Source organism: Streptomyces sp. NPDC002018, assembly GCF_042890865.1.
In the GTDB taxonomy this organism is placed as follows: Bacteria; Actinomycetota; Actinomycetes; order Streptomycetales; family Streptomycetaceae; genus Streptomyces.
In genome coordinates, this window is the sequence record NZ_JBIASO010000008.1 from 241927 (window position 1) to 265790 (window position 23864).

The window sequence follows — 23864 nt, forward strand, 5'->3', positions numbered from 1 at the left end:
GTATCGGCATTTCTTTACCGAACCCATAACCGGTGAACGGTGTCCCGCTCAGCGGTGCGCGGAGGAGTCAGGTACCTCGTCGAGCACCTCGTCCAGTACGCGCCGCAGCCGCAGGGCGTCCGGCGCGACGGCCGTGACCAGCACGGCGGGTCCGGCGAGCGGGGTGAGTACGGCGCTCTCCCCCAGCAGCCGCGGCATGGCCGGTTTCTCCTCGAACTCCGGTCCCACAAGGAGGAGTTGGCCGACGGCCCGGTGTCCGCCGAGGACCGCTCCGCCGTCCCAGCCGGCGGGTGCTCCGGGGCCGTAGGCGAGTTCCTGGTCGAGCAGCGGACGTCCGGCGCGCAGCACGGTGAGCCGGGTGTGGAGGGTGCCCGGCCCCTCGCCGTGGCGGCCGAGGATCTGCTCCTCGCGCAGGGTCAGCCGGGCGGTGCCCGCCAGTTCGACACGGGTACGCATCCGCAGATCACTGCCGTACGCGGAGACGAGCTGTTGCGGCAGCCAGTTCAGCTCGGCGTTCTCGCCGACCGTCAGCCGCACGTCGTAGTGGGCGGGGCCGGCCGCGCGGCCGGGCAGGGCGACCGTCGCCGCGGCGGCGTCCACGGTCAGCCGGGCCCCCTCCCGTACCTCGGCCTCGATGGCGAGCCGGTCACCGCCGAGCGGCGCGCTCATCGCACCGATGACGGTGACCCGGGCGCCGGGGCCGGTGGCGCGGGTACGGCGCAGCGCGAGCGGTCCCTCACCGGCCAGCACCGGCAGTCCGGTGGGGGTGGCGACGATCCGGGCGGTGGCGCGGACGCTCATGCGGTCCAGGCGGCGAGCCGCGCGCGCACCCACTCCGAGACCGGCGCCACCCCGTCCTCGCCCTTCAACGAGGTGAAGACCACGGGGAGTTCGCCCCGCTGCTCCTTGGCGTCGCGGGCCATCCTGCCGAGGTCGGAGCCGACGTAGGGCGCGAGGTCCGTCTTGTTGACCACCAGCAGGTCGGCGGTGGTGACACCGGGGCCGCCCTTGCGCGGGATGTCGTCGCCGCCCGCGACGTCGATGACGAAGATCTGCGCGTCCACGAGGCCCTTGGAGAAGGTCGCGGTGAGATTGTCGCCGCCGGACTCGACCAGGATCAGATCGAGCGGCCCCACCGCGTCCTCCAGATCCTCGACGGCTTCGAGATTGGCGGAGATGTCGTCGCGGATCGCGGTGTGCGGGCAGGCACCGGTCTCTACGGCCTGGATCCGCTCGGGCGGCAGCACGGCCTCCCGGAGCAGGAACGCGGCGTCCTCCCGGGTGTAGATGTCATTGGTGACGACGGCGAGGGAGAACCGGTCGCGCAGTGTGCGGCAGAGGGCGGCGACGGTCGCGGTCTTGCCGGAGCCGACGGGCCCGCCGAGGCCGATACGGAGCGCGCGCCGCCTGCCGTCGGGCCGGGTGGCGTCGGCGCTGACGGCGGCGGGGCCGTCCTGGCTGTGGTCGAGATGCATGGTGCGGCTCCTGTCGGGGGGAGGTACGCGGAGGCGGGGAGGTACGCGGAGGGGCCCGGGAGTGCGGGAGTACGGGAGCGGAGGGGCCCGGAGGTCAGGGGCCCGGGGCCGCGTGCCGGGGTGCCGGGGGGCCGGGTGCCCGGGGCCGGGTCTTCGGAGTCATGAGGCGAACAGCCGTACGGGCCGGGCGGCATGGGCCTCCGCGGTGATGTCCAGCAGGGGCGCCGAGGCGGCGGGCAGGGCGTCGGTCCCCTCGCGCTCCGCGCGCCCGGCGTATCCGGCGGCCCGCGCGGCGACCCGGTCGAGGTCGGGGACGAGCCGGGCGAGGACCGCGGTGGCCTCGAAGGGGTCGAGGCTGAGCAGCCGTACGGCCGCGGTCGCGGGGCCGCTCACCGCCTCGTACACCGCGCAGTACGCGGCGTCCTCGGGGGTGAGCCCGGCGGAGCGCGCGGTCAGGCCCAGGACCACCGGCTGGTGCGCGCCCCGCGGCCGGGCCGCGGCGAGTGCGTCCAGTCCGGGTCCCGGCCAGGTGGCGCGGGCGGCGCGCATCAACTGGCGGCCGAGTCTGCGCCCGGTCGCCCGCAGCGCGGGTGAGGGGGTACGGGCCTCGGCGGCCTCGTCCAGTTCCAGCGGGTCCAGTCCCCGGGCCGCCGCGGCGGCCAGCGCCGCCGCGGTCAGTCCGCTGGTGTGCAGCCGGCCCCGGCAGAAGCCGGCCAGGTCCCGGGCATCACGGATCCGGCCCGCCGTGACGGCCGCCTCCGCCCCGCCCGAGTGGGCATGGCCGCCGGCGGGGAACCGTCCGTCGGCGAGCACGAGCAGCGCGGCCCGGCCCGCGGATCCCGAGGGCGTGTTCATCAGAAGAGGAAGTAGCGCTGGGCCATCGGGAGTTCGGCAGCGGGTGCGGGCTCGACCGGCTCGCCGTCGATGGTCACCGTGAAGGTGTCGGCGTCGACCTCGACCCGGGGCAGCGCGTCGTTCTCGCGCATATCGGCCTTGGTGATCCGCCGGGTGTTCCTGATCGGTACGAACTCCTTGGCCAGACCGAGCCGTTCCGGCAGCCCGTCCTCGATCGCCGCCTCCGCGACGAAGTTGAGCGAGCCCGCCGCCGCTGCCCGGCCCAGTGCGCCGAACATGGGGCGCGGCAGCACCGGCTGGGGTGTCGGGATGGAGGCGTTGGCGTCGCCCATCTGCGCGTAGGCGATCTGGCCGCCCTTGAGGACGAGCTGGGGCTTCACCCCGAAGAAGGCCGGGTCCCAGAGCACGAGATCCGCGAGCTTGCCGGTCTCGACGGAGCCGATCTCCTGGTCGAGGCCCTGGGCGACCGCCGGGTTGATGGTGTATTTGGCGACATAGCGGCGCGCGCGGTGGTTGTCGGCCCGGCCGTCCCCGGGCAGTGCGCCGCGGCGCTTCTTCATCACATGCGCGGTCTGCCAGGTGCGCGTGATCACCTCACCGACCCGGCCCATGGCCTGGGCGTCGGAGGAGATGATCGAGATGGCTCCGAGGTCGTGCAGGATGTCCTCGGCGGCGATGGTGGAGGGCCGGATACGGGACTCGGCGAAGGCGAGGTCCTCGGGTACGGCCGGATTGAGGTGGTGGCAGACCATCAGCATGTCGAGGTGTTCCTCGATGGTGTTGACGGTGTGCGGCCGGGTCGGGTTGGTGGAGCTGGGCAGGACGTACGGCTCGCTGACGACGGTGATGATGTCCGGGGCGTGCCCGCCGCCCGCGCCCTCCGTGTGGTACGCGTGGATCGTGCGCCCCGCGATGGCCGCGAGGGTGTCCCCCACGAAGCCCGCCTCGTTCAAGGTGTCCGTGTGGATGGCGAGTTGGGCCCCGGACTCCTCGCAGACGCTCAGACAGGCATCGATGACGGCGGGAGTGGCGCCCCAGTCCTCATGGATCTTGAAGCCGAGCGCGCCGCCCCGCAGTTGGGAGCGCATCGCGTCGCGCGACATGGTGTTTCCCTTGCCGAGCAGACCGATATTGACGGGGAAGGTCTCCAACGCCTCGAACATCCGGGCGAGATGCCAGGCACCCGGGGTGACGGTGGTGGCCTTGGTGCCCTCGGCGGGTCCCGTGCCGCCGCCCACGAGGGTGGTGACGCCGGTCGCCAGCGCCTGGTCCACGATGGTCGGCGAGATGAAGTGGACGTGCGCGTCGATCGCTCCGGCGGTGACGATCTTCCCGTTGCCCGCGATGACCTCGGTCTCGGGACCGATGACCAGATCGGGGTGGACACCGTCCATGGTGTCGGGGTTGCCCGCCTTGCCGATGCCGGTGATCCGGCCGTCCCGTACCCCGATGTCGGCCTTGACGACGCCCCAGTGGTCGATGATCAGGGCGCCGGTGATCACGGTGTCGGGCGCGCCCTCGGCCCGGGTCGTACGGGACTGGCCCATCGACTCGCGGATCACCTTGCCGCCGCCGAACACCGCCTCGTCCCCGGCGCGTCCCGGCCCGCCGGAGCGGTCCTCCTCGATCTCGACGAGCAGATCGGTGTCGGCGAGCCGGATCCGGTCACCGGTGGTGGGGCCGAAGAGATCCGCGTACACGGCGCGGGACAGCTCAGTCATCGAGGGGACCTCCGGTCTCGCCCCGCAGGCCCGGTACGACCCGCAGACCGGCGAGGGGAACGAGTGCGATGTCGACGGGAATTCCGGGTTCGAAGCGGACGGCGGTGCCCGCGGCGATGTGCAGCCGCTTGCCGCGCGCGGCGGCGCGGTCGAACTCCAGACCGGGGTTGGCCTCGGCGAAGTGGTAGTGGGAGCCGACCTGGACGGGGCGGTCGGCGACATTGAGCACGGTGAGCCGGGTGACCTCACGGCCCTCGTTGAGGGCCACGGGCTCGTCGGCGTACAGGATCTCTCCGGGAATCATCGGCGCTTCCGCCTCACACGATCGGGTCATGGACGGTGACGAGCTTGGTGCCGTCGGGGAAGGTGGCCTCCACCTGTACGTCATGGATCATCTCGGGGATGCCGTCCATGACATCGGCCCGGCCGAGCACCTTCCGCCCGGACGCCATGAGTTCGGCGACGGTGCGGCCGTCCCTGGCGCCTTCGAGGATGTGCGAGGTGATCAGGGCGACCGCCTCGGGGTGGTTGAGCCGCAGCCCGCGCGCCCTGCGCCGGGCCGCCACGTCCGCGGCCACATGGATGAGCAGGCGTTCCTGTTCGTGCGGGGACAGTTGCACGCTTCCACCTCATCGTCTCCGGCCCGGTGGCGGCCGGGCGCAGCGGAACCCCAGCCAACCTCAACACTCTGTTGAACCGCAACGGTACGGCCACGGTCAGGGATTGCACGGTAGGGCGGAAGTTTTTCCGGCGCGTTAACTGATCTTCGGCCCGCGCATGGACCGCAGGGCCCGCACCCCCTTCTGGCACACCTCGACGGACACCTCGCCGGAGAGTGCCTGCTGGGCGGCGCATCCCGCCCGTACGGCCGTCGAGGACCGGGTCGTATACGGCGCGGTGGTGGTCGCGAGCGGCGCCGCGGTGACCCCGCTGGGGCCGCGCGGCGCGCGGGCGGCGCTCACCCGCGCCTCCCGGCCCGCCCGCGCCTCCCGGCCCACCCGCGCCTCCCGGCCCACCCGCGCCTCCCGGCCCGCCCGCGCCTCCCGGCCCGCCCGCGCCTCCCGGCCCGCCCGCGCCTCCCGGCCCGCCCGCGCCTCCCGGCCCGCCCGCGCCTGCGGGGCCGCCCGCCGGGCCTACTCGCGCTCGGGGCCGCGGTGCTCCGAGCGGGGTTCGGGCCGGGTGTCGGCGCGGTGTTCGAGCCGGGGCTCGGGACGGGGCTCGGGACGGTGCTCGGCCGCGATGCCGAACCGCCGCCGTTCGCCCGGAGCGGACGGCACGGAACGGATCGCGGAGACCGCGCTGATCACCCGCTCCTCGGCCTCCTCCCGCTCGCTTTCAAGTCGTTCCAGGTCAGCGGCGGAGACCAGGGCGACCAGCGGCTTTCCGTGCCGGGTCACGACCACTCGCTCACCGCCGTACACGACACGGTTGATCAGCTCGGCTAGCTCGGCTCGGGCTTGCGTCACCGGAATCTCGTAGGCCATGGTTCCATCATAACTGTCTGTACGTCCTGTACATTTTTTACAGGGCCGTGCACGAGGAGAGGTACGCCATGAACCGCCCTTCGGCCCGCCATGTCCTGCCCGAGTTCACCGAGCGGACAGCCGGCGGGACCCGCACCCTCGATCCGTACTCCAAGCTGCTGGAGGAGCGGATCGTCTTCCTCGGCACCGCGGTCGACGACACCGCGGCCAATGATGTGATCGCGCAGTTCCTCCATCTCGAGTACGCGGCGCCCGACCGGGACATCTGCCTCTACATCAACTCGCCCGGCGGCTCCCTCAGCGCCATGTCCGCGATCTACGACACGATGCAACTCGTCACCTGCGACGTGGAGACGACCTGCCTCGGCCAGGCCGCCTCGACCGCGGCGGTCCTGCTGGCGGCCGGCACCCCGGGCAAGCGGATGGCGCTGCCCGGAGCCCGGGTCGTCATCGAGCAGCCCGCCATCGAGGAGCCCGTCCGGGGCCAGCCGTCCGATCTGATGATCCATGCGGAGGAACTGCTGCGGCAGCGGAGCATGCTCGCGTCCCTGCTCGTACGGCACACCGGCCGGAGCGAGGAGCGAATCGCCGGGGACATCGAGCGGGCCAGGGTCTTCGCCGCGGCCGACGCGAAGGCGTACGGTCTGGTCGACCACGTGGTCCAGAACCGCAAGACGTCCCTCGGCAGGCCGGCCCCCAGCGCGGCACACCCCTTCGGCTCCCCCGGTGGGCGGTGACACGCCGATGCTGCCACCGGAGCTTCCTCCGCTGCCCGCGCTGACCCGCGCCGAGGGCGATCTCGTCGACAGCTTTCTCCAGATCCTCGATCTGCTGGGGCGGATCAACCCGGCGCGCGGCACGGACACCTACGGCGCACTGCGCGCGGCCCAGGCGCTGCCCGCGCAAGCGGTCGCACTACGGGACGCGCTGACGGCGATGCATCTGCGCGGTGAGACCGAACTGCACGCCACGACCCTCGCCCGCGCCCTGCGGGTACTTGACGGGGAGCGACGCGCCGGGCGCGTCACCATGCCGCCCGAAGACACGACATGAGCCCGTGTCTGTTCCCGTATGGACGCGTCCGTACGGGAACGGCTCGGCCTTTCGGGGTATGGATCTTCTGGACGCGCCGGGGGACGCAAGTTGCGCGAAGTGGCCGGGCACGGGAAGCGCGGCCCAACTCCCGCGCAGGTACGGGCCTCATCAGGCCTCGGACCCCCGGCCCGACACACCGCTCCGCCACCCGTACGGATCAGACGTGACGAACTTCACATATCCTCGTTTCGCCTCGGAAATCATCTGATAACGAGTCAAGATCCGTGGGACGACAAGCCCCCGCCACCCCCGGCGGGGCGGTCCGGGCGGACGCCGAGTCCTGCCGCCGTTCCGGATGTCTGGTCGACAGAAGTGGATCGGCAGGAGTGGAGGACCCGAGCAGTACGGGACGGCCGTGTACGCGTGTATGGCCGTTCCTTGGGGTGAAGCCGCTGACGCGGCCGGGCATCTTCGCCTGTCCGAACCCGACAGGTCATCCTTCACAGGCGGCTGACGAAGGGTTGCGCATGAATGCGCAGACATATGTCCCGTCTCTGCTCTCCCGGGCCGGTGCCGTATCGGTCCTCACCCTCGCGACGGTCGGGGGCACCATACTGGCCCCCGGCGCGACGACCGAGGCCCATGCCGCCGCACGTGCCGTCAAGGCGCTCCGCGTGGCCGCCTCCAAGGAAGGCTCTCCGTACCAGTGGGGGGCCACCGGACCCCATCGCTTCGACTGCTCGGGCCTGACGCTCTACTCGTTCAAGAAGGCGGGCAAGAAGCTCCCGCGCACCGCTCAGCAGCAGTACAACAGAACCCGCCATGTCTCGGCCTCCCACCGGCGCAAGGGCGACCTGGTGTTCTTCCACTACGGAAGTTACGTCTACCACGTCGGCATCTACGCGGGCCGCGGGAAGATCTGGCACTCGCCGAAGACCGGTGCCCTGGTGAGGCTCGAACGGATCTGGACCCGGAATGTCCTGTACGGCCGGGTGAACTGAGCGCGGTACGCCTGGACCGGCCGGTGCGCGCCCTGCCGGTCCAGCACGGCCCACAGCACGGCCGACCCGCGCGGGCCGGCCCACGGAACACCGTCACACCGAATACACCGGATACACCGGACGGTCCGAACGGTCCGGACGGTCCGGCCCGGACGACGGGACCGGACGGAACACACGCCGCCGGTGCACACCGGCACACGGAACACACGCGGCCCGCGGTGGGCCGCAGCGGAACACGACCGTTCCGTCCCCCACCGGCAGGGGACGGAACGCCCCTTGGGCGCCGCCGGCCGGCGCCCGGGACTCACGCGGCCCGTCCCAGGCCGCAACGGAACACCCCGTGTCCCGTCCCTCGCGGGGCGGGACACGGCACACCGTTCGGCCGCGCCCGGCCCGTCCCCGGCCGGGCGCGGTCGGGCGCGGCCGGGCGCGGTCGGGTCAGCTCTGGACGGGGACCGTCCAGGGCAGTGCGATCCAGACCGTCTTGCCGCCCTCCGCGGTCGGCGTGACGGACACGGCCCCGCCGCCCTCCAGGGCCAGCCAGCGGACGATCACCATGCCCCGGCCGTTGTCCTGCTGCGCCGCCACCGGCAGCCGCTGCGGCCAGCTCGGGTGGCTGTCGGTGACACCGACACGGAGCTGTTCGTCCCGGTCGAGCGCGATCTCGACGGTGAACGTGGGCGACTGGCCGAAGGTGTGCTGCACCGCGTTGGTGGCGAGTTCGGAGACGATCAGCCGGACCGTGTCGGCCGTCTCGGCGTCCCCCGGCAGGCCCCACTCCCTCAGCAGGTCGGCGACATATCTTCTCGCCGCCGGTACCGACGCGGGATCGCTCGGCAGCGTGATGGATGCTTCCTGATGGTCTGCCATGGCGACGCCGTCCCTTTCCCGCCCGGACCTGACTCCGGCGCAGTGCGGATGCCTGCGTGGACGGCCTCGGACTGTGCTCAGCGTGCCACTCATCCTGCCGTTCACACGGGCCATCCACCGAGATCTGCATATATCTGTCGCTCGAAGTGGTGAACTCTGCTACGCGAGACCGTATTTGGGCGGCGAAAAGATAACTTCTCCGCCGCGGCGCACTGGGCGCGTACGAGACGCTTACCGGAGAGGGCCGGGGAAGGGATTTATCATGCGGCATATTCCGGCGGTACGCCGACGCAGGCTCGGGGAGGAATTGCGCAGGCTGCGCCAGCGGGCGGGACTGACGAGCGGGGAGACCGCGCGGCTGCTCGGCTGGCACCAGTCGAAGGTGAGCCGGATCGAGACGGGTGTCAGCGGGGTGAAGGACGAGGACCTGGTGGCGCTACTCGACGCCCTGGGGATCACCGATCCGCAACTGCGCACCCTGCTCGGCGCCCTGGCGGGCATCACGGACGGCGGGCCGGGGTGGTGGAAGGCGTACGGCGGGGTGATCCCGCCCCGGTACCGGGACTTCATCAGCCTGGAGTCACAGGCCTCCACGGCCCGTACGCTGGAGACCTCGGTGGTGCCGGGGCTGCTCCAGACACCCGACTACGCGCGGGCGGTGACCAGGGCGGCGCTGGTCGGTCTGCCCGCCACGACGGTCGACTCCCTGGTCGAGGTGCGGCTCGCCCGCCAGGAGGTGCTGCACTCCGCGACCCCGCTCGAACTGCACGCGGTGCTGGACGAGGCCGTGCTGCGGCGCGAGGTGGGCGGACCCGGGGTGATGCGGGGCCAATTACGGCGTCTGTCCGAGGTGGCCCGGCTTCCGCAGGTCTGTCTCCAGGTACTTCCGTTCACCGCGGGCGGCTATGTCGGGCTCACAGGTCCTTTCGTTGTCTTCTCCTTCCCGCACATTACTGATCTGGATTTGGTCGTTCTCGACCATTTGACGAATAGCCTCTATCTGGAGCGGAAAGAAGACCTCGAGGCGTACGGCGCCGCGTTCCGCACGATGCAGGCGCATGCCCTCCCGCCCCAGGAATCATTGGATCTCATCGCCGGGATCGGCGACGGCGCGTAGGGAGCATCATGTCCGCTTACCTCGCACAGCCCCCTGTCCAGACTCCATCCTCCATCCCCCACACACACCACTCTCCTCCGACGACTTCCCCGGTAACAGCCGTGGCCCCGGCCGCCGTCTGGCGGCGCAGCAGCCACAGCACGGGGGCGAACAACTGCGTCGAGTCCGCGCGCACCGGCGCGGATGTACTCGCCGTACGGGACTCCAAGAACGTGACACGGCCTCATCTCTCGTTCTCCGCGGCCGCGTGGACGTCCTTCGTCGCCTCTCTGCGGGAGGAGACATTCACCGACTGACCGTGGCACCCGCTCGGTTCGTTCCGCCCGCTCAGCCGTGTCCTTCCGGCCGGTTCCCTCCGGCCGGGCGGACACTCAGGCCGCGGTCGCGCCCACGGGCGCGGCCGCGGTGATCGTCCGTACCGCCGCGCCGATCTGATCGTCCGTCAGATCGGCACGCGCGGTGAGCCTGATCCGGGAGATGCCGTCGGGCACCGACGGCGGGCGGAAACAGCCCACGGCCAGCCCCCCGGTCCGGCAGTCGGCCGCCCAGCGCACGGCCGCCTCCGGTGACGGCGCCTGTACGGAGACGACGGCGGCGTCCGGTGGCGCGACGGTCAGGCCCGCGCCGGTCAGCCGCCGGTGCAGCGTACGGGCGACCTCGCGCGCGCGGTCCGCCCTGCCGGGCTCCCCGCGCAGCAGCCGCAGACTCGCCAGCGCGCCGCCCACCGCCGCCGGTGCCAGCCCCGTGTCGAAGATGAACGTCCGCGCGGCGTTGACGAGATGCTCGACGACCCGGGCCGGGCCGAGCACCGCACCGCCCTGGCTGCCCAGGGACTTGGAGAGGGTCAGGGTGGCGACCACACCGGCCGTCCCCGCGATCCCCTCGGCGTGTGCCGTGCCCCGCCCTCCCTCGCCGAGCACACCCAGACCGTGCGCGTCGTCGACCAGGAGGGCGGCTCCCCCGGTACGGCAGATTCCGGCCAGTTCCGCCAGCGGCGCGGCGTCGCCGTCCACCGAGAACACCGCGTCGCTCACCACCAGCGCCCGCCGCCCCGGGTGCGCTTCGAGTGTCTTGCGTACGGCGCCGGGCTCCGCGTGCGGTACGACCACGGTCTCGGCGCGCGAGAGCCGGCAGCCGTCCACGATGGAGGCGTGGTTGCCCGCGTCGGAGACCAGCAGGGAGTCACGGGCCGTCAGCGCGGTGAGGGCGGCGAGATTGGCCGCGTAGCCGGAGGAGAGGACGAGCGCGGCCTCGAAACCGCAGAACGCGGCGAGTTCACGCTCCAGTTCGGTGTGCAGCTCCGTGCTGCCGGTGACCAGCCGGGAGCCGGTGGCCCCCGCACCCCAGCGGCGGGCGGCGTCCGCCGCCGCACCGGTCACCGCGGGATGACGGGCGAGCCCCAGATAGTCGTTGCTCGCCAGATCCAGCAGGGCGGAGTCGGCGGGGCGCGGGCGGAGCGTACGGACCAGGCCCGCCCTCTCACGGCGGCGCGCCTCGTCGTCGGTCCAGTCGAAGGGATCCTGCGCCATGGTGCGGTCCTTTTGTAGGGTGCGCACAGACTTTAACCGTGGCCGGACCGGGTCAGGATGTGGCCATGCACACACTTCGTTCCGGTGGTGTTGTCGTGTTCCTCCCTGGCTTCGCGACGCTCGCATAGGCCAGGATCGGCATCATGGACCTGCTGAAGACGCTGGTGGAGAAGGGCCTGCGGCGCGAGCCGCCGACCCGCGAAGAAGCCCTCGCCGTACTGGCGACCTCCGACGACGATCTGCTCGACGTGGTGGCCGCGGCCGGGAAGGTGCGCCGCCAGTGGTTCGGGCGGCGGGTGAAACTCAACTATCTGGTCAATCTGAAGTCCGGTCTGTGCCCCGAGGACTGCTCGTACTGCTCGCAGCGGCTCGGATCGACGGCGGAGATCCTCAAGTACACCTGGCTCAAGCCCGAAGAGGCGTCGAAGGCCGCGGCGGCCGGTGTGGCGGGCGGGGCGAAGCGCGTCTGTCTGGTGGCGAGCGGACGCGGACCGACGGACCGTGATGTCGACCGGGTGTCCCGCACGATCGAGGCGATCAAGGAGCAGAACGAGGGCGTCGAGGTGTGCGCCTGTCTCGGGCTGCTCTCGAACGGGCAGGCGGAGCGGCTGCGCGCGGCGGGCGCCGACGCGTACAACCACAACCTCAACACGTCCGAGAGCACGTACGGGGACATCACCACCACCCACACCTACGCCGACCGGGTCGACACCGTGCGGCAGGCGCAGGCCGCCGGGCTGTCCGCCTGTTCCGGTCTGATCGCCGGTATGGGGGAGAGCGACGCGGACCTGGTGGATGTGGTCTTCTCGCTGCGCGCGCTCGACCCGGACTCGGTCCCGGTCAACTTCCTGATCCCGTTCGAGGGCACCCCGCTGGCGAAGGAGTGGAACCTCACCCCGCAGCGCTGTCTGCGCATTCTGGCGATGACCCGGTTCGTCTGCCCGGACGTGGAGGTCAGGCTCGCGGGCGGGCGTGAGGTGCATCTGCGCTCGATGCAGCCGCTCGCGCTCCATCTCGTCAACTCGATCTTCCTCGGTGACTACCTCACCAGTGAGGGCCAGGAGGGCAAGGCCGACCTGGAGATGATCGCGGACGCGGGCTTCGAGGTGGAGGGCGCGGACACCACGACGCTTCCCGAGCACCGGGCGGGCGGCTGCGGGCCGTGCGGCGGCGAGTCCGAGGCGGGCGCTTGCGGCACGGCGGTGCCGGAGCGTACGGCCGCGGCGGCCGCCGGGCAGGCCCCGCCCGCGGCGGGCGATCCCGCGGCGCGTACGGATCTGGTCGCCGTACGCCGTCGGGGCGCCGGTACGGATCTGGCGCCCAATGCCTGAGCTGTCCCCGGCCGACCTGCTGGCCCTGGACCGGGCCCATGTCTGGCACCCGTACGGCCCGATGCCGGGCCGTGTGGAGCCGCTGGTCGTGGAGTCCGCGTCCGGGGTCCGGCTCCGGCTCGCCCAACCCGTCGAGGGGCAGAGCGAGTTGATCGACGGCATGGCGTCCTGGTGGTCGGCGGTCCATGGCTACAACCACCCGGAGCTGAACGCGGCGGCGCGTGGTCAGCTCGACCGGATGAGCCATGTGATGTTCGGCGGGCTCACCCACGAGCCCGCCGTACGGCTGGCCTCGCTGCTGGTGGAGATCACACCCGAGCCGCTGCGCCATGTCTTCCTCTCCGACTCGGGCTCGGTGGCGGTCGAGGTCGCCGCGAAGATGTGCCTCCAGTACTGGCGCTCGCTGGGACGTCCGGAGAAGCGGCGGCTGCTCACCTGGCGGGGCGGCTACCACGGGGACACCTGGACACCGATGTCGGTGTGCGACCCCGACGGCGGTATGCACGAGCTGTGGTCGGGGGTGCTGCCGCGGCAGATCTTCGCCGGGGCGCCGCCGGCCGCGTACGAGGAGACATACGCGGAGAGCCTGCGCACACTGATCGCCCGGCACGCGAAGGAACTGGCGGCGGTCATCGTCGAGCCGGTGGTACAGGGAGCGGGCGGGATGCGCTTCCACTCCCCCGAGTATCTGCGGGTGCTCCGGGAAGCGTGCGACACACACGGCGTCCTGCTCGTCTTCGACGAGATCGCGACCGGATTCGGGCGTACGGGCACGCTCTTCGCCGCCGAACAGGCCGGTGTCTCCCCCGATGTGATGTGTCTGGGCAAGGCGCTGACCGGGGGCTATCTCTCCATGGCGGCGACGCTGTGCACCTCGCGGGTGGCCGACGGCATCTCGCGCGGAGAGGTCCCCGTACTGGCCCATGGACCGACCTTCATGGGCAATCCGCTGGCCTCGGCCGTCGCCCGCGCCTCGATCGAGCTGCTGCTCGGACAGGACTGGGAGGGCGAGGTCAAGCGGATCGGGACGGGCCTGCGGGACGGGCTGGCGGAGGCCGCCTCCCTGCCGGGCGTCGCGGAGGTACGGGTGCTGGGCGCGATCGGGGTCGTCCAGCTCGACCACGAGGTGGACATGGCGGCGGCGACCCGGGCGGCGGTGCGCGAGGGGGTCTGGCTGCGGCCGTTCCGGGATCTCGTCTACACCATGCCGCCCTATGTGACCGGCGACGACGATGTCGCCCGGATCTGCCGCGCGGTGACCGCGGCGGCGCGGGAGGGCTGAGCCATGCCCGTGCTGATCGTGACGGGGACCGGGACCGAGATCGGCAAGACCGTCGTCACGGCGGCGGTCGCGGCGGCGGCCCTGGCGCGCGGGCGGACCGTCGCGGTCCTCAAGCCCGCGCAGACCGGGGTCGGCCCGGCCGACCGGGGCGACGCGGCGGAGGTCGTCCGGCTGGCGGGTCCGCTGACGGCGGCGGAGCTGGCCCGGTTCCCCGAGCCGCTGGCCCCGGCGACGGCGGCGCGCCGGGCCGGAGCGGTGCCGGTACGCCCCGAGGAGGTGGCCGAGGCGGCCGGGAAGCTGACCGCCGAGCACGATCTGGTGCTGGTCGAGGGGGCGGGCGGACTGCTCGTACGGTTCGACGGGAAGGGCGGGACGCTCGCGGACGCGGCCCGGCTGCTGGAGGCTCCGGTGCTGGTGGTGGCACCCGCCGGGCTCGGCACCCTCAATATGACCGGGCTCACCGCCGAGGCGCTGCGGACGCGGTCGCTGACGCTCGCGGGGGTGGTGATCGGGAGCTGGCCGGCCGCGCCCGGCCTCGCGGAGCGCTGCAATCTCGCGGATCTGCCGGACGTGGCGGAGGCCCCGCTGCTGGGCGCGCTGCCGGAGGGCGCGGGTGCGCTGGATCCCGTGGAGTTCCGGGCGCGGGCGCCGCAGTGGCTGGCACCCCGGCTGGACGGCCGCTGGGACGCGGCGCGCTTCGGGGCCGGGTTCACGGCCTGAGGCCGAGGCCGGGGACCGGCCCCCGACCGGGCCCCGTCCTCCGGCCCCCGACCGGAGCCGCGCGACCCGTGCGGCGGGCCCGTGTACGGCAGGTGGCCGCGTACGGCAGGTGGCCGCGTACCGCGGTTGCGCGGCGGGACGGGCTGACCCGGCGGAGCTGAATCCGCTGCTCCCGTTCGTCGCCGTCGCCACGGACCGCGCGGCGGCCGCCCAGGACCTGCGCGCGGTGGCCCCGTCGTCCCAGCACGCCGTCCCGGCGCGCCGTCCCCGGCGACGCGGTGGTGCCGGACCGCGGCGAACTCGCCCACCATGCCTGGCGCCCGGCGGGGTACGCACCTCAGGAGCGGTGGATCCGCTGGTGAAGCCACCGGCGGTCCGACCCCTCCCGGACACCACCGGGCGGGGTCCCCCGGAGGACGACACCGCGCGGTCCTTCTGCCCCTGACGGAATATGAGACGGAGGTGAACCGATGACCGAAGTGCTGCTGCTCCTGGTGGCGATCCTGCTGTCGCTCGCCTGCGGGGCCTTCGTCGCGGCGGAGTTCTCCCTGACCACCGTCGAACGCGGTGAGCTGGAGCGGGCCGCCGAGCGCGGCGAGCGCGGCGCGGCCGGGGCGCTGAAAGCCGTACGGAGTCTCACCTTCCAGCTCTCCGGAGCCCAGCTCGGCATCACCGTGACCAATCTCGTCGTCGGCATGCTCGCCGAGCCGTCGATCGCCAAGCTGATCCGCGGTCCGGTGGAGGCGGTGGGACTGTCGCCCTCCGTGGCCTCCTCGGTGGCGCTGGTGATCGGTACGGCCCTGTCGACGGTCTTCCTGATGGTCGTCGGCGAGCTGGTGCCGAAGAACTGGGCGATCTCGTCACCGCTGGCCGTCGCCAAGGTGGTCGGCACCCCGCAGCGGTACTTCTCCTCGGCCTTCCGGCCCTTCATCCGCCATCTCAACAACACGGCGAACCGGATCGTACGCAAGTTCGGGCTGGAACCCACGGAGGAGCTGGCCTCGACGCGCAGTCCCCAGGAACTGGTCGCGCTGGCCCGGCACTCGGCGAAGGAGGGGGCGCTGGAGGAGGACACCGCGGAGCTGTTCGTCAGGACCCTGAGCCTGTCCTCGCTGACCGCGGAGAACGTGATGACCCCCCGGGTACGGGTGATGGCCCTCGACGAACGGGCCACGGCGGAGGATGTCGCCAACGCCACCCGTGCCAGTGGTCTGTCGCGCTTCCCCGTCTACCGCGACAGTCTGGACACCGTCGTCGGGATCGCGCACATCAAGGACGTCCTGGCGGTCCCGGCGGCGAGCCGGACCCGGCGCCCGGTGTCCGAGCTGATACGCGAACCGCTGCTCGTGCCGGAGACGCTGACGGTGGACCGGCTGCTGGACCGGCTGTCCGGCGGCGCCACCATGGCCGTGGTCATCGACGAGTACGGCGGAACGGCGGGGGTCGTGACACTGGAGGACATCGTGGAGGAGGTCGTCGGCGAGGTACGCGACGAGCACGACCCGCAGGAGACCCCCGATCTGGTCCCGCTGGGTCACGACGCGGAGGGCAGGGCGCTCTGGTCGGCGGACGGCGCCGCGCGCGCCGACCAGTTGCGTGCCGTCGGGCTGCGGATGCCCGAGGGACCGTACGAGACGCTGGCCGGGCTGGTCGCCACCGAGCTGGGCCGTATCCCGGCCGAGGGCGACCGGGTGGTGCTGGACGGCTGGCTGCTGGAGGTCGTGGACGCCACGGGCCGGCGCGCGGCGCGGCTGCTGCTCCACGCCCCCGTCAGGGTGGCCGAGGAGAACGAGGAGACCGTATGACCATCGCGATCCAGCTCTTCGTCGGTCTGCTGACCCTGGTCGTCAACGCGTTCTTCGTCGCGTCCGAGTTCGCGCTGGTCTCCGTACGGCGCAGTCAGATCGAACCGGAGGCCGAGGCGGGCAACCGCCGGGCACTGCGCGTCGTCTGGGGACTGGAGCACGTCTCGGCGCTGCTGGCGGCGGCGCAGCTCGGCATCACGCTCTGCACGCTGGTGCTGGGTATCGTCGCCGAGCCCGCCATCGCGCATCTGCTGGAGCCCCTCTTCGTCGCGGTGGGGATGCCGAACGGTCTGGTGCATCCGGTCTCGTTCGTGATCGCGCTCGTCGTGGCGACCTATCTGCACATGCTGCTGGGCGAGATGGTGCCGAAGAACGTCGCCCTCGCGGGACCGGCGCGGGCCGCGCTGCTGCTCGGCCCCCCGCTGGTGGCGCTGGCACGGGCGCTGCGCCCGGTGATCTTCACCGTCAACGCCTTCGCCAACGGTCTGCTCAGCCTGCTCCGGGTGGAGACCAGGGACGAGGTGTCCGCCACCTACTCCGACGACGAGCTGTCCCGTCTGGTGACGGACGCGGGCGACGCGGGGCTGCTCGACGACCGCGCCACCGAGCGGCTGCACGACGCGCTGGAGCTGGGGCGGCGGCCGGTGAGGGATGTGGTGCTGCCGCTGGAGCGGGTGGTGTCCGTACGGCTCGGTGTCACCCCGGAGGAACTGGAGAGCCTCTCGGCGCGGTCGGGTTTCTCGCGCTTCCCCGTGGTGGACAGCACCCGGCGCATCCTCGGCTATCTGCATGTGAAGGACGCCCTGGACGCGGGGCCGCGCCACGAGCCGTTCCCGGTCTCCGCGATGCGCCCGATCGCCCGGGTGCGGGCGGAGACACCGATGGACGACGTACTGACCGCGATGCGCCGCAGCCGGACCCATCTCGCCGCCGTCCTGGACGCGGACGGCAGGCTGGCGGGCCTGGTGACGATGGAGGACGTACTGCGCCAACTGGTGGGCAGGCACGCGTGAGCCGGGAACCCACAGGGACCCGGGGCCGGTGTGGGCCGGGGCACCGGAGGCCGCGGGAAAGCCGTACGTACCGCGCGGTACGATCGCTCCGCCATGGAGATGAATGCCAACTACACCAGTTTTGTCGCGGTCGGTGACTCCTTCACCGAGGGCATGTCCGACCTCCTCCCCGACGGCTCGTACCGCGGCTGGGCGGATCTGCTCGCCGGACGGCTCGCCGCACGCTCGCCGGGCTTCCGGTACGCGAATCTCGCCGTACGCGGCAAGCTCATCGGCCAGATCCTCGACGAGCAGGTGGACCTCGCCGCCGCGATGAGGCCCGACGTGGTGACGCTGGTCGGCGGGCTCAACGACACCCTGCGGCCCTCGTGCGACATGGGGCGGGTCCGCGGACTGCTCACCGAGGCCGTGGAACGGCTGGCGCCCTCGTGCGGACAGCTCGTCCTGATGCGCAGCCCCGGCCGCGACGGGCCGGTGATGCAGCGTTTCCGGCCGCGCATGGAGGAACTGTTCGCCCATGTCGACGAGCTGGCGGCACGGCACGGCGCGCTGGTCGTCGATCTGTACGGGGCGCCGGTCCTCGGTGACCAGCGGCTGTGGGACCTGGACCGGCTGCATCTCACCGGCGAGGGGCACCGCAGGGTCGCCGAGGCGGTCTGGCAGGCCCTGGGCCTGCCGGCGGAGGACGACTGGCGCACGGAGCTGCCGGCGGCCGTGCCCCTGCGGTGGCTGACCCGGCGGGTCGGTGACGCGCGCTTCGCTCGGCAGCATCTCGGGCCGTGGATCGTACGCCGGGTGACCGGCCGCTCCACCGGTGACGGCAGGCCCGCCAAGCGCCCGGAGCTGCTCCCGTACGAGGTGGAGGTACCGCTCCCGCACCGGATGCCGCTACCGCTACCGCCCGGGGCGCCGGTGCCGCTACCGCTACCGCCCGAGGCGCCGCTACCGCCCCTGCCCGGGGCGCCGGTACCGCGTCCGCGCGAGGGGGCGGTGTCGCTCCCGTACGAGACGCCCGGCCCGGACGGCGAGCCGTCGCGGCTCTCGTAGCAACCCACAAACCCGACGGCGGCGCCGACCTGCGCGAACCGCCAGTAGAATCAGCTCACGTGACTGCCGTGTCTGCGAAGCCTCGCATCCCCAATGTCCTTGCCGGCCGCTACGCCTCGGCGGAGCTGGCCGTGCTGTGGTCCCCCGAGCAGAAGGTGCGGCTGGAGCGTCAGCTCTGGCTGGCGGTGCTCCGGGCGCAGAAGGACCTCGGGATCGAGGTGCCCGACGCGGCCCTCGCCGACTACGAACGGGTGATCGACCAGGTCGACCTGGCATCGATCGCCGAGCGCGAGAAGGTCACCCGGCACGATGTGAAGGCGCGGATCGAGGAGTTCAACGCGCTCGCCGGGCATGAGCAGGTGCACAAGGGCATGACCTCCCGCGATCTGACCGAGAACGTCGAGCAGCTCCAGATCCGGCTCTCGCTGGAGCTGATGCGGGACCGTACGGTCGCCGTACTGGCCCGGCTCGGCAAGCTGGCTGGCGAGTACGGCGAGCTGGTCATGGCGGGCCGCTCGCACAATGTCGCCGCGCAGGCCACCACCCTCGGCAAGCGCTTCGCGACGGCCGCCGACGAGCTGCTCGTGGCGTACGGACGGCTGGAGGACCTGCTCGGCCGCTATCCGCTGCGCGGGATCAAGGGGCCGGTCGGCACGGCGCAGGACATGCTCGACCTGCTCGGCGGCGACTCGGCGAAGCTGGCGGAGCTGGAGCGGCGGATCGCCGGGCATCTCGGCTTCGCGCGGGCCTTCACCTCGGTCGGCCAGGTGTATCCGCGCTCGCTCGACTACGACGTGGTGACCGCGCTGGTGCAGCTCGCCGCCGCGCCGTCCTCGGTCGCGCGGACGATCCGGCTGATGGCCGGGCACGAGCTGGTCACCGAGGGCTTCAAGCCCGGCCAGGTCGGCTCGTCCGCGATGCCGCACAAGATGAACACGCGCTCCTGCGAGCGGGTCAACGGGCTGATGGTGATCCTGCGCGGCTACGCCTCGATGACCGGTGAGCTGGCGGGCGACCAGTGGAACGAGGGCGATGTCTCCTGCTCGGTGGTCCGCCGGGTGGCCCTGCCCGACGCGTTCTTCGCCTTCGACGGGCTGCTGGAGACGTTCCTGACGGTCCTGGACGAGTTCGGCGCGTTCCCCGCGGTCGTGGCACGTGAACTGGACCGCTATCTGCCGTTCCTCGCCACGACGAAGGTCCTGATGGCCGCGGTGCGGGCCGGGGTGGGGCGCGAGGCCGCGCACGAGGTCATCAAGGAGCACGCGGTGGCGTCGGCGCTGGCCATGCGCGAGCGGGGCGCGGAGCGCAACGAGCTGCTCGACCGGCTGGCGGAGGACGAGCGGATCCCGCTCGGCCGCGCGGACCTGGACGCGCTGATGGCGGACAAGCTGTCCTTCACGGGCGCGGCGGAGGACCAGATCGCGACGGTGGTGTCCCGGATCGAGGAGATCGCCAAGCAGCACCCGGAGGCGGCCGCGTACCGGCCGGGATCGATCCTGTAGCCCCCGGCACGTATCGCTGGGCCACATATGGCTCGGCTACGTGTCGCTGGGCTACGTATGGCTCGGCCACGTGTCGCTCGGCCACGTATCGCTGGGCCACGTATCGCTGGGCATCCCTTCGAGAGTCTGGACACCGCACGTGAGCGCGACCGACACGATCGTCGCCGTGGATGTGGTCATCACCAGTCCCGGCCGTAACTTCGTCACCCTGAAGATCACCACGGCCGAGGGGCTGGTCGGCTGGGGCGACGCCACCCTCAACGGCCGGGAACTCGCCGTCGCCTCGTACCTCCGGGACCATGTCGCGCCGCTGCTCGTGGGGCGCGACCCGGCGAGGATCGAGGACACCTGGCAGTACCTCTACCGGGGGGCGTACTGGCGGCGCGGCCCCGTGACCATGACCTCCGTCGGCGCGGTGGACCTCGCCCTGTGGGACATCAAGGGCAAGGCCACCGGACAGCCCGTCTACCAGCTCCTCGGCGGCGCGGTCCGCGACCGGATCCTCACCTACACGCACGCGAGCGGCCGGGACGTACCGCGGCTGCTCGACGCCATCGACGCACAGCGTGCACGCGGTTTCCTGGCGGTGCGGGCGCAGAGCGGTGTGCCCGGTCTGGGCACGGTGTACGGCGTGAGCGAGAGCGGCCCAGGTCCCGGCTCCGGCGCCGGCCCCGATCACGCGCGGGCCGGACAGGGCCCGGCCGGGCGTGGCGCGGCTCCCGACGTGGAGATCTGGGACACCGACGCCTATCTCCGGCACGCCCCGGAGATGCTCGCGGCGGCCCGCGCGCATGTGGGGCCCGAGCTGAAGCTGCTGCACGACGTGCACCACCGGCTCACCCCCGGCGAGGCCGCCCGGCTCGGCAGGGCGCTGGAGGCGGTGAACCTCTTCTGGCTGGAGGACGTCACCCCGGCGGAGAACCAGGAGGTGCTGCGCCATGTCCGGCGGCACACCACCGTTCCGCTGGCGATCGGCGAGGTGTTCAACACCGTCTGGGAGTGCCAGACGCTGATCACCGAGCAGCTCATCGACTTCGTGCGGACGTGTGTGACCCACGCGGGCGGGATCAGCCATCTCCGGCGGATCGCGGCCCTGGCCGAGATCTGGCAGGTGCGGCTCGGGCCGCACGGCCCCTCGGACATCTCCCCGGTGGCGATGGCCGCGTCGCTCCATGTCGGTCTGTCGACCCCGAACTTCGCCATCCAGGAGTACATGGGGTACGAGCCCGTCGTCCACGAGGTGTTCCGGCACGCGTGGAGTTACGAGGACGGATATCTCCACCCGGGGGACGAGCCCGGTCTCGGGATCGAGGTCGACGAGGCGCTGGCCGCCCGCTTCCCGTACGAGCCCGCCTATCTGCCCATCGCCCGCCGCCAGGACGGCTCGGTCAGCGACTGGTGACCACGGGCACGCGTCATGGCGGGTCCGTCTCCGTCACCGCGGCGATCAGCCGGAACGGCTGCTCCCCCTCGTCCTCCGTCAGACCCAGCGCTATCCAGCGGCCCCCGGTCCGCCACAGATGGAGAAACCGGAGGCCGTCGCTCAGCTCACGCCACGGCTGCGGTATCTCCTCGCCCTCGCCGGCGCGCACCTGAAGACTCCACAGGCTGAGGCGGTGCGGCTCGCCGTACCGGCCGGTGAGAAGCTCCGTGAGCGCGGTGTGCTCCGCTCCGTACTGATCGGCGTCCTCGACGCGGCGCGTGCCGTCGTCGTCCCAGAAGCCCTCGCTCCGGGCCAGCTCCGCGAGGTGATAGCCCGGCCCGCTCGCGCCCACCTCGGACGGGCCGGGCTCCGCCGGGAAGGGGCGGGCACGCAGCAGCTCGATGACGGCGAGACGCTGTGCGGTGGACATGACCCCAGTAAACCCCCGGCCACTGACAATTGGCTGCCCGTCAGACGGTCCGTCCCCTTCCCGGCGGGAACGCGTCGCTCAGTCCGCCACCCGCGTCAGCCGTACGACCGGGATGTCCCTGTCCGTCTTCTTCTGGTATCCCTCGTAGGGCGGGAACAGCTCCACCAGCCCCGGCCACACCCGGGCCTTCTCCTCCGGTGACAGGGTCCGCGCCCGCGCGGCGAAGCGCTCGGCGCCCACCCGCAGCCGTACGTCCGGGTTCGCCTCCAGATTGAGGAACCACAGGGGGTGGTCGTCGGCGCCGCCCTTGGAGGCCACGATCAGATAGTCGTCGCCGTCCCGCCCGTAGATCAGTACGGTGCGACGCCACTGTCCGGTGCGCCGGCCGCGGTAGTCCAGCAGGAGGCACGGCGCTCCCTGCAACACGGCACCGCGGGCGCCGTTGGACTCCTCGTACGTCTTCGCCTGCTCCGCGACCCACCCGGAGGGGCTGATCACAACCTCTTCGTCCTGCGCCATCTCGGCTCCTCGGCCCGTTCCCTCGCCAACGCGTCCCACCCTAGGGCCTCTCGTTTGGATCGTGCCGGGCTCGCGTGCCCCGGCACCGCGTCTCGCCGCGTTGCCGGCGGAGGAGGGAGCCGACGCTCCGCGTGGGCTCCCTCCTCCGCCTCGCGATCCACGGCGCCGGACCCCGTTCCCTCATCCAGCCGGATCCAGACGAAAGACCCTCGTCAGCCCTGGGCGCAAGCGACTCGCCGCACCGCCGACCACCGAGTAGCATCCGCCAAACACGCACGAGCTGGGAGGACATACCGTGGGGCGGCTGACCGGCGGAGACCCTTCCCTCCTGCGGCGGATCAACTCGGCCGTGGTGCTGCACGCCCTGCGGGGCGCCGGTCCGCTCACCCTCACCGATCTGACCCGGATCACGGATCTCTCCCGGCCGACCGTCGAGGGCGTGGTGGAAGGACTCATCGACACGGGCCTGGTCGTGGAGTCCGCCCCGGAGGAGGGCGAGACCCGTAAACAGGGCCGTCCCGCACGGCGGTTCAGGTTCCGCGCCGAGGCCGGCCATCTGCTGGGGATCGAGATCGGAGCGCACCGGATCGCCGCGCTGCTCTCCGGACTGGACGGACGGATCATCGGCGCCGGCGCGCGTGAGGTCTCGGAGAAGGCCGACGCGGACGAACGGCTGGAGCGGGTACGGCTGGTCGTCGCCGACGTCCTGCGGCGCACCGGCGTACCGCGCAGCTCCCTGCGGGCGGTCGGTGTCGGCAGCCCCGGCATCGTGGAGACCGACGGGACCGTACGGCTGGGCACCGCGCTCCCCCAGTGGACGGGGCTGGCGCTCGGCGAGCGGCTGCGCCGCTCGTTCCGATGTCCGGTGCTCGTGGAGAACGACGCGAACGCGGCGGCGGTCGCCGAACAGTGGAAGGGCGCCGCCACCGACTCCGGAGACATCGTCTTCGTTCTGGCCGGACTCAGTCCCGGGGCGGGAGCCATGATCGGCGGGCGGCTGCACCGGGGCTTCGGCGGGGCGGCGGGCGAGATCGGTGCGCTGCATCTGCTCGGCCGCGATGTGACTCCGGAGAAGCTCCTGTCGACGACGGACGAGCCGCTCCATCCGCTGGACGAGCAGGCGGTGGCGAAGGTCTTCGCCCACGCCAAGGAGGGCGACGTACGGGCCCAGGAGGCCGTCGAGCGGTTCCTCCAGCGGCTGGTGCACGATGTGGCGGCGCTGGTGCTGGCGCTGGACCCGGAACTGGTCGTGATCGGCGGCTGGGCGGCGGGGCTCGACGGCGTACTCGACCCGCTGCGCGGTGAACTCTCCCGCTACTGTCTGCGCCCGCCGCGGGTGACGCTCTCGATGCTCGGTGAGGCGGCGGTGGCGACGGGCGCGCTGCGGCTGGCCCTCGACCATGTCGAGGAGCAGCTCTTCGCGGTGGAGGGCACGGTGACGGCCCGCCGGGAGCGGTGAGGGCCGTACGGAACGGCTCGCTCGGCACGGGAGGCCGGACAGGCGGCCCCCGGTGGGCGCGGGCACGCGGCCACGGTGGTCAGGTGGTCAGGTGGTTACGGGCATGCGGCCCCGGCGGCGCGGGCGTGTCGGCACGAGGGCATGGGAAAGGGGCGTGCGCCGCACGTCCCCTGACGGGTCGTTCGGTCACGCCCGGTTCTGAACTCCCCCATGGACGACCGGCTTCGGCGAACGGGCCGCGCACGG

The 23864-nt window shown here is 72.2% G+C and carries 25 protein-coding genes, 1 pseudogene and 1 riboswitch; of the genes and pseudogenes, 14 read left to right on the forward strand and 12 right to left on the reverse strand.

The window, feature by feature from the left end; genetic code table 11:
* Positions 1-48 precede the first annotated feature (48 nt).
* The 8 genes from ACFYYH_RS15910 to ACFYYH_RS15945 form a co-directional block, all read right to left on the reverse strand.
* Entirely contained in the window at positions 49-801 is a 753-nt protein-coding gene (locus ACFYYH_RS15910; protein ID WP_388550971.1) for an urease accessory protein UreD, read from the reverse strand.
* Positions 798-1475, reverse strand: a complete 678-nt coding sequence (gene ureG / locus ACFYYH_RS15915; RefSeq protein ID WP_388550972.1) for an urease accessory protein UreG — start codon at positions 1473-1475, stop codon at positions 798-800. The genes ACFYYH_RS15910 and ureG overlap by 4 nt, the downstream gene beginning before the upstream one ends.
* A gap of 159 nt (positions 1476-1634) precedes the next feature.
* Complete coding sequence (locus ACFYYH_RS15920) at positions 1635-2330, reverse strand: urease accessory protein UreF (RefSeq protein WP_388550974.1); 696 nt, start codon at positions 2328-2330, stop codon at positions 1635-1637.
* Positions 2330-4051: an urease subunit alpha gene (locus ACFYYH_RS15925; protein ID WP_388550976.1), complete on the reverse strand. Its 1722-nt coding sequence runs from the start codon at positions 4049-4051 to the stop codon at positions 2330-2332. The genes ACFYYH_RS15920 and ACFYYH_RS15925 overlap by 1 nt, the downstream gene beginning before the upstream one ends.
* Complete coding sequence (locus ACFYYH_RS15930; RefSeq protein WP_093599025.1) at positions 4044-4355, reverse strand: urease subunit beta; 312 nt, start codon at positions 4353-4355, stop codon at positions 4044-4046. The genes ACFYYH_RS15925 and ACFYYH_RS15930 overlap by 8 nt, the downstream gene beginning before the upstream one ends.
* A 13-nt stretch (positions 4356-4368) precedes the next feature.
* Entirely contained in the window at positions 4369-4671 is a 303-nt protein-coding gene (locus ACFYYH_RS15935; protein ID WP_388550978.1) for an urease subunit gamma, read from the reverse strand.
* Positions 4672-4806: 135 nt separating this feature from the next.
* Positions 4807-5013 (reverse strand): hypothetical protein, encoded by a 207-nt coding sequence (locus tag ACFYYH_RS15940; RefSeq protein ID WP_388550980.1) that lies wholly within the window; start codon positions 5011-5013, stop codon positions 4807-4809.
* A gap of 171 nt (positions 5014-5184) precedes the next feature.
* Positions 5185-5535, reverse strand: coding sequence for a type II toxin-antitoxin system Phd/YefM family antitoxin (locus ACFYYH_RS15945; protein ID WP_388550982.1), 351 nt, complete (start codon positions 5533-5535; stop codon positions 5185-5187).
* A 68-nt stretch (positions 5536-5603) separates the two neighbouring features.
* Between ACFYYH_RS15945 and ACFYYH_RS15950 the strand changes: the two genes are divergently transcribed.
* The 3 genes from ACFYYH_RS15950 to ACFYYH_RS15960 all read left to right on the forward strand — a co-directional run bounded on the left by ACFYYH_RS15950 (position 5604) and on the right by ACFYYH_RS15960 (position 7571).
* Positions 5604-6272 (forward strand): ATP-dependent Clp protease proteolytic subunit, encoded by a 669-nt coding sequence (locus ACFYYH_RS15950; protein ID WP_388550984.1) that lies wholly within the window; start codon positions 5604-5606, stop codon positions 6270-6272.
* Between the two features lie 7 nt (positions 6273-6279).
* Positions 6280-6588 (forward strand): hypothetical protein, encoded by a 309-nt coding sequence (locus ACFYYH_RS15955; RefSeq protein ID WP_388550986.1) that lies wholly within the window; start codon positions 6280-6282, stop codon positions 6586-6588.
* Between the two features lie 316 nt (positions 6589-6904).
* Positions 6905-7095: riboswitch (cyclic di-AMP (ydaO/yuaA leader) on the forward strand.
* 2 nt (positions 7096-7097) lie between these two features.
* Positions 7098-7571 carry a C40 family peptidase gene (locus tag ACFYYH_RS15960; RefSeq protein ID WP_388550987.1) on the forward strand — a complete coding sequence of 158 codons (474 nt, stop codon included), beginning with the start codon at positions 7098-7100 and terminating at the stop codon, positions 7569-7571.
* A gap of 438 nt (positions 7572-8009) precedes the next feature.
* Here the strand turns inward: ACFYYH_RS15960 and ACFYYH_RS15965 are convergent, their stop codons facing one another.
* Positions 8010-8441 (reverse strand): ATP-binding protein, encoded by a 432-nt coding sequence (locus tag ACFYYH_RS15965; RefSeq protein WP_388550989.1) that lies wholly within the window; start codon positions 8439-8441, stop codon positions 8010-8012.
* Positions 8442-8703: 262 nt separating this feature from the next.
* Here ACFYYH_RS15965 and ACFYYH_RS15970 point away from each other — a divergent pair, with 262 nt between their 5' ends.
* Complete coding sequence (locus ACFYYH_RS15970) at positions 8704-9558, forward strand: helix-turn-helix domain-containing protein (RefSeq protein WP_388550991.1); 855 nt, start codon at positions 8704-8706, stop codon at positions 9556-9558.
* A gap of 101 nt (positions 9559-9659) precedes the next feature.
* Positions 9660-9854, forward strand: a complete 195-nt coding sequence (locus ACFYYH_RS15975) for a DUF397 domain-containing protein (protein WP_388550993.1) — start codon at positions 9660-9662, stop codon at positions 9852-9854.
* A 75-nt stretch (positions 9855-9929) separates the two neighbouring features.
* Here the strand turns inward: ACFYYH_RS15975 and ACFYYH_RS15980 are convergent, their stop codons facing one another.
* The gene (locus tag ACFYYH_RS15980; RefSeq protein ID WP_388550995.1) at positions 9930-11087 is read right to left on the reverse strand and encodes an 8-amino-7-oxononanoate synthase; all 1158 of its coding nucleotides are present in this window, start codon (positions 11085-11087) and stop codon (positions 9930-9932) included.
* Between the two features lie 143 nt (positions 11088-11230).
* Between ACFYYH_RS15980 and bioB the strand changes: the two genes are divergently transcribed.
* From bioB to manD, 8 genes and pseudogenes are all read left to right on the forward strand, one after another.
* The gene (bioB, locus tag ACFYYH_RS15985; protein WP_388550997.1) at positions 11231-12418 is read left to right on the forward strand and encodes a biotin synthase BioB; all 1188 of its coding nucleotides are present in this window, start codon (positions 11231-11233) and stop codon (positions 12416-12418) included.
* Positions 12411-13700 (forward strand): adenosylmethionine--8-amino-7-oxononanoate transaminase, encoded by a 1290-nt coding sequence (locus tag ACFYYH_RS15990; protein ID WP_388550999.1) that lies wholly within the window; start codon positions 12411-12413, stop codon positions 13698-13700. The genes bioB and ACFYYH_RS15990 overlap by 8 nt, the downstream gene beginning before the upstream one ends.
* Before the next feature lie 3 nt (positions 13701-13703).
* Entirely contained in the window at positions 13704-14420 is a 717-nt protein-coding gene (bioD, locus tag ACFYYH_RS15995; protein ID WP_388551001.1) for a dethiobiotin synthase, read from the forward strand.
* Positions 14421-14890: 470 nt separating this feature from the next.
* A complete protein-coding gene (locus ACFYYH_RS16000; protein ID WP_388551002.1) occupies positions 14891-16225 on the forward strand; it encodes a hemolysin family protein in 1335 nt (444 codons plus the stop codon).
* Entirely contained in the window at positions 16222-17238 is a 1017-nt protein-coding gene (locus ACFYYH_RS16005) for a hemolysin family protein (protein ID WP_388551004.1), read from the forward strand. The genes ACFYYH_RS16000 and ACFYYH_RS16005 overlap by 4 nt, the downstream gene beginning before the upstream one ends.
* 93 nt (positions 17239-17331) lie before the next feature.
* Positions 17332-18096, forward strand: a pseudogene (locus ACFYYH_RS16010) (SGNH/GDSL hydrolase family protein); the annotation flags it as partial.
* Positions 18097-18344: 248 nt separating this feature from the next.
* Positions 18345-19787, forward strand: a complete 1443-nt coding sequence (gene purB, locus ACFYYH_RS16015; RefSeq protein ID WP_388551006.1) for an adenylosuccinate lyase — start codon at positions 18345-18347, stop codon at positions 19785-19787.
* A 139-nt stretch (positions 19788-19926) separates the two neighbouring features.
* The gene (manD, locus tag ACFYYH_RS16020) at positions 19927-21189 is read left to right on the forward strand and encodes a D-mannonate dehydratase ManD (protein ID WP_388551008.1); all 1263 of its coding nucleotides are present in this window, start codon (positions 19927-19929) and stop codon (positions 21187-21189) included.
* A 13-nt stretch (positions 21190-21202) separates the two neighbouring features.
* Here manD and ACFYYH_RS16025 read toward each other — a convergent pair whose 3' ends face one another.
* Complete coding sequence (locus ACFYYH_RS16025) at positions 21203-21640, reverse strand: hypothetical protein (protein WP_388551010.1); 438 nt, start codon at positions 21638-21640, stop codon at positions 21203-21205.
* A 78-nt stretch (positions 21641-21718) separates the two neighbouring features.
* Positions 21719-22159 (reverse strand): nitroreductase family deazaflavin-dependent oxidoreductase, encoded by a 441-nt coding sequence (locus tag ACFYYH_RS16030; protein ID WP_388551011.1) that lies wholly within the window; start codon positions 22157-22159, stop codon positions 21719-21721.
* A gap of 295 nt (positions 22160-22454) precedes the next feature.
* On the opposite strand from ACFYYH_RS16030, the gene ACFYYH_RS16035 reads away from it, so the two are divergent.
* Entirely contained in the window at positions 22455-23618 is a 1164-nt protein-coding gene (locus ACFYYH_RS16035) for an ROK family transcriptional regulator (protein ID WP_388551012.1), read from the forward strand.
* Positions 23619-23864: the final 246 nt, after the last annotated feature.

What these genes read in the sequence shown, in the direction of transcription:
- ACFYYH_RS15920 (WP_388550974.1), bottom strand. Translation starts at nt 2,330, where the DNA reads ATGAACACGCCCTCGGGATCCGCGGGCCGGGCCGCGCTGCTCGTGCTC.
- ACFYYH_RS15955 (WP_388550986.1), top strand. Translation starts at nt 6,280, where the DNA reads ATGCTGCCACCGGAGCTTCCTCCGCTGCCCGCGCTGACCCGCGCCGAG.
- ACFYYH_RS15960 (WP_388550987.1), top strand. Translation starts at nt 7,098, where the DNA reads ATGAATGCGCAGACATATGTCCCGTCTCTGCTCTCCCGGGCCGGTGCC.
- ACFYYH_RS15945 (WP_388550982.1), bottom strand. Translation starts at nt 5,535, where the DNA reads ATGGCCTACGAGATTCCGGTGACGCAAGCCCGAGCCGAGCTAGCCGAG.
- ACFYYH_RS16025 (WP_388551010.1), bottom strand. Translation starts at nt 21,640, where the DNA reads ATGTCCACCGCACAGCGTCTCGCCGTCATCGAGCTGCTGCGTGCCCGC.
- bioD (WP_388551001.1), top strand. Translation starts at nt 13,704, where the DNA reads ATGCCCGTGCTGATCGTGACGGGGACCGGGACCGAGATCGGCAAGACC.
- ACFYYH_RS15925 (WP_388550976.1), bottom strand. Translation starts at nt 4,051, where the DNA reads ATGACTGAGCTGTCCCGCGCCGTGTACGCGGATCTCTTCGGCCCCACC.
- bioB (WP_388550997.1), top strand. Translation starts at nt 11,231, where the DNA reads ATGGACCTGCTGAAGACGCTGGTGGAGAAGGGCCTGCGGCGCGAGCCG.
- ureG (WP_388550972.1), bottom strand. Translation starts at nt 1,475, where the DNA reads ATGCATCTCGACCACAGCCAGGACGGCCCCGCCGCCGTCAGCGCCGAC.
- ACFYYH_RS15965 (WP_388550989.1), bottom strand. Translation starts at nt 8,441, where the DNA reads ATGGCAGACCATCAGGAAGCATCCATCACGCTGCCGAGCGATCCCGCG.
- ACFYYH_RS16000 (WP_388551002.1), top strand. Translation starts at nt 14,891, where the DNA reads ATGACCGAAGTGCTGCTGCTCCTGGTGGCGATCCTGCTGTCGCTCGCC.
- ACFYYH_RS16030 (WP_388551011.1), bottom strand. Translation starts at nt 22,159, where the DNA reads ATGGCGCAGGACGAAGAGGTTGTGATCAGCCCCTCCGGGTGGGTCGCG.
- ACFYYH_RS15990 (WP_388550999.1), top strand. Translation starts at nt 12,411, where the DNA reads ATGCCTGAGCTGTCCCCGGCCGACCTGCTGGCCCTGGACCGGGCCCAT.
- ACFYYH_RS15980 (WP_388550995.1), bottom strand. Translation starts at nt 11,087, where the DNA reads ATGGCGCAGGATCCCTTCGACTGGACCGACGACGAGGCGCGCCGCCGT.
- ACFYYH_RS15910 (WP_388550971.1), bottom strand. Translation starts at nt 801, where the DNA reads ATGAGCGTCCGCGCCACCGCCCGGATCGTCGCCACCCCCACCGGACTG.
- ACFYYH_RS15970 (WP_388550991.1), top strand. Translation starts at nt 8,704, where the DNA reads ATGCGGCATATTCCGGCGGTACGCCGACGCAGGCTCGGGGAGGAATTG.
- ACFYYH_RS15930 (WP_093599025.1), bottom strand. Translation starts at nt 4,355, where the DNA reads ATGATTCCCGGAGAGATCCTGTACGCCGACGAGCCCGTGGCCCTCAAC.
- ACFYYH_RS15950 (WP_388550984.1), top strand. Translation starts at nt 5,604, where the DNA reads ATGAACCGCCCTTCGGCCCGCCATGTCCTGCCCGAGTTCACCGAGCGG.
- ACFYYH_RS16005 (WP_388551004.1), top strand. Translation starts at nt 16,222, where the DNA reads ATGACCATCGCGATCCAGCTCTTCGTCGGTCTGCTGACCCTGGTCGTC.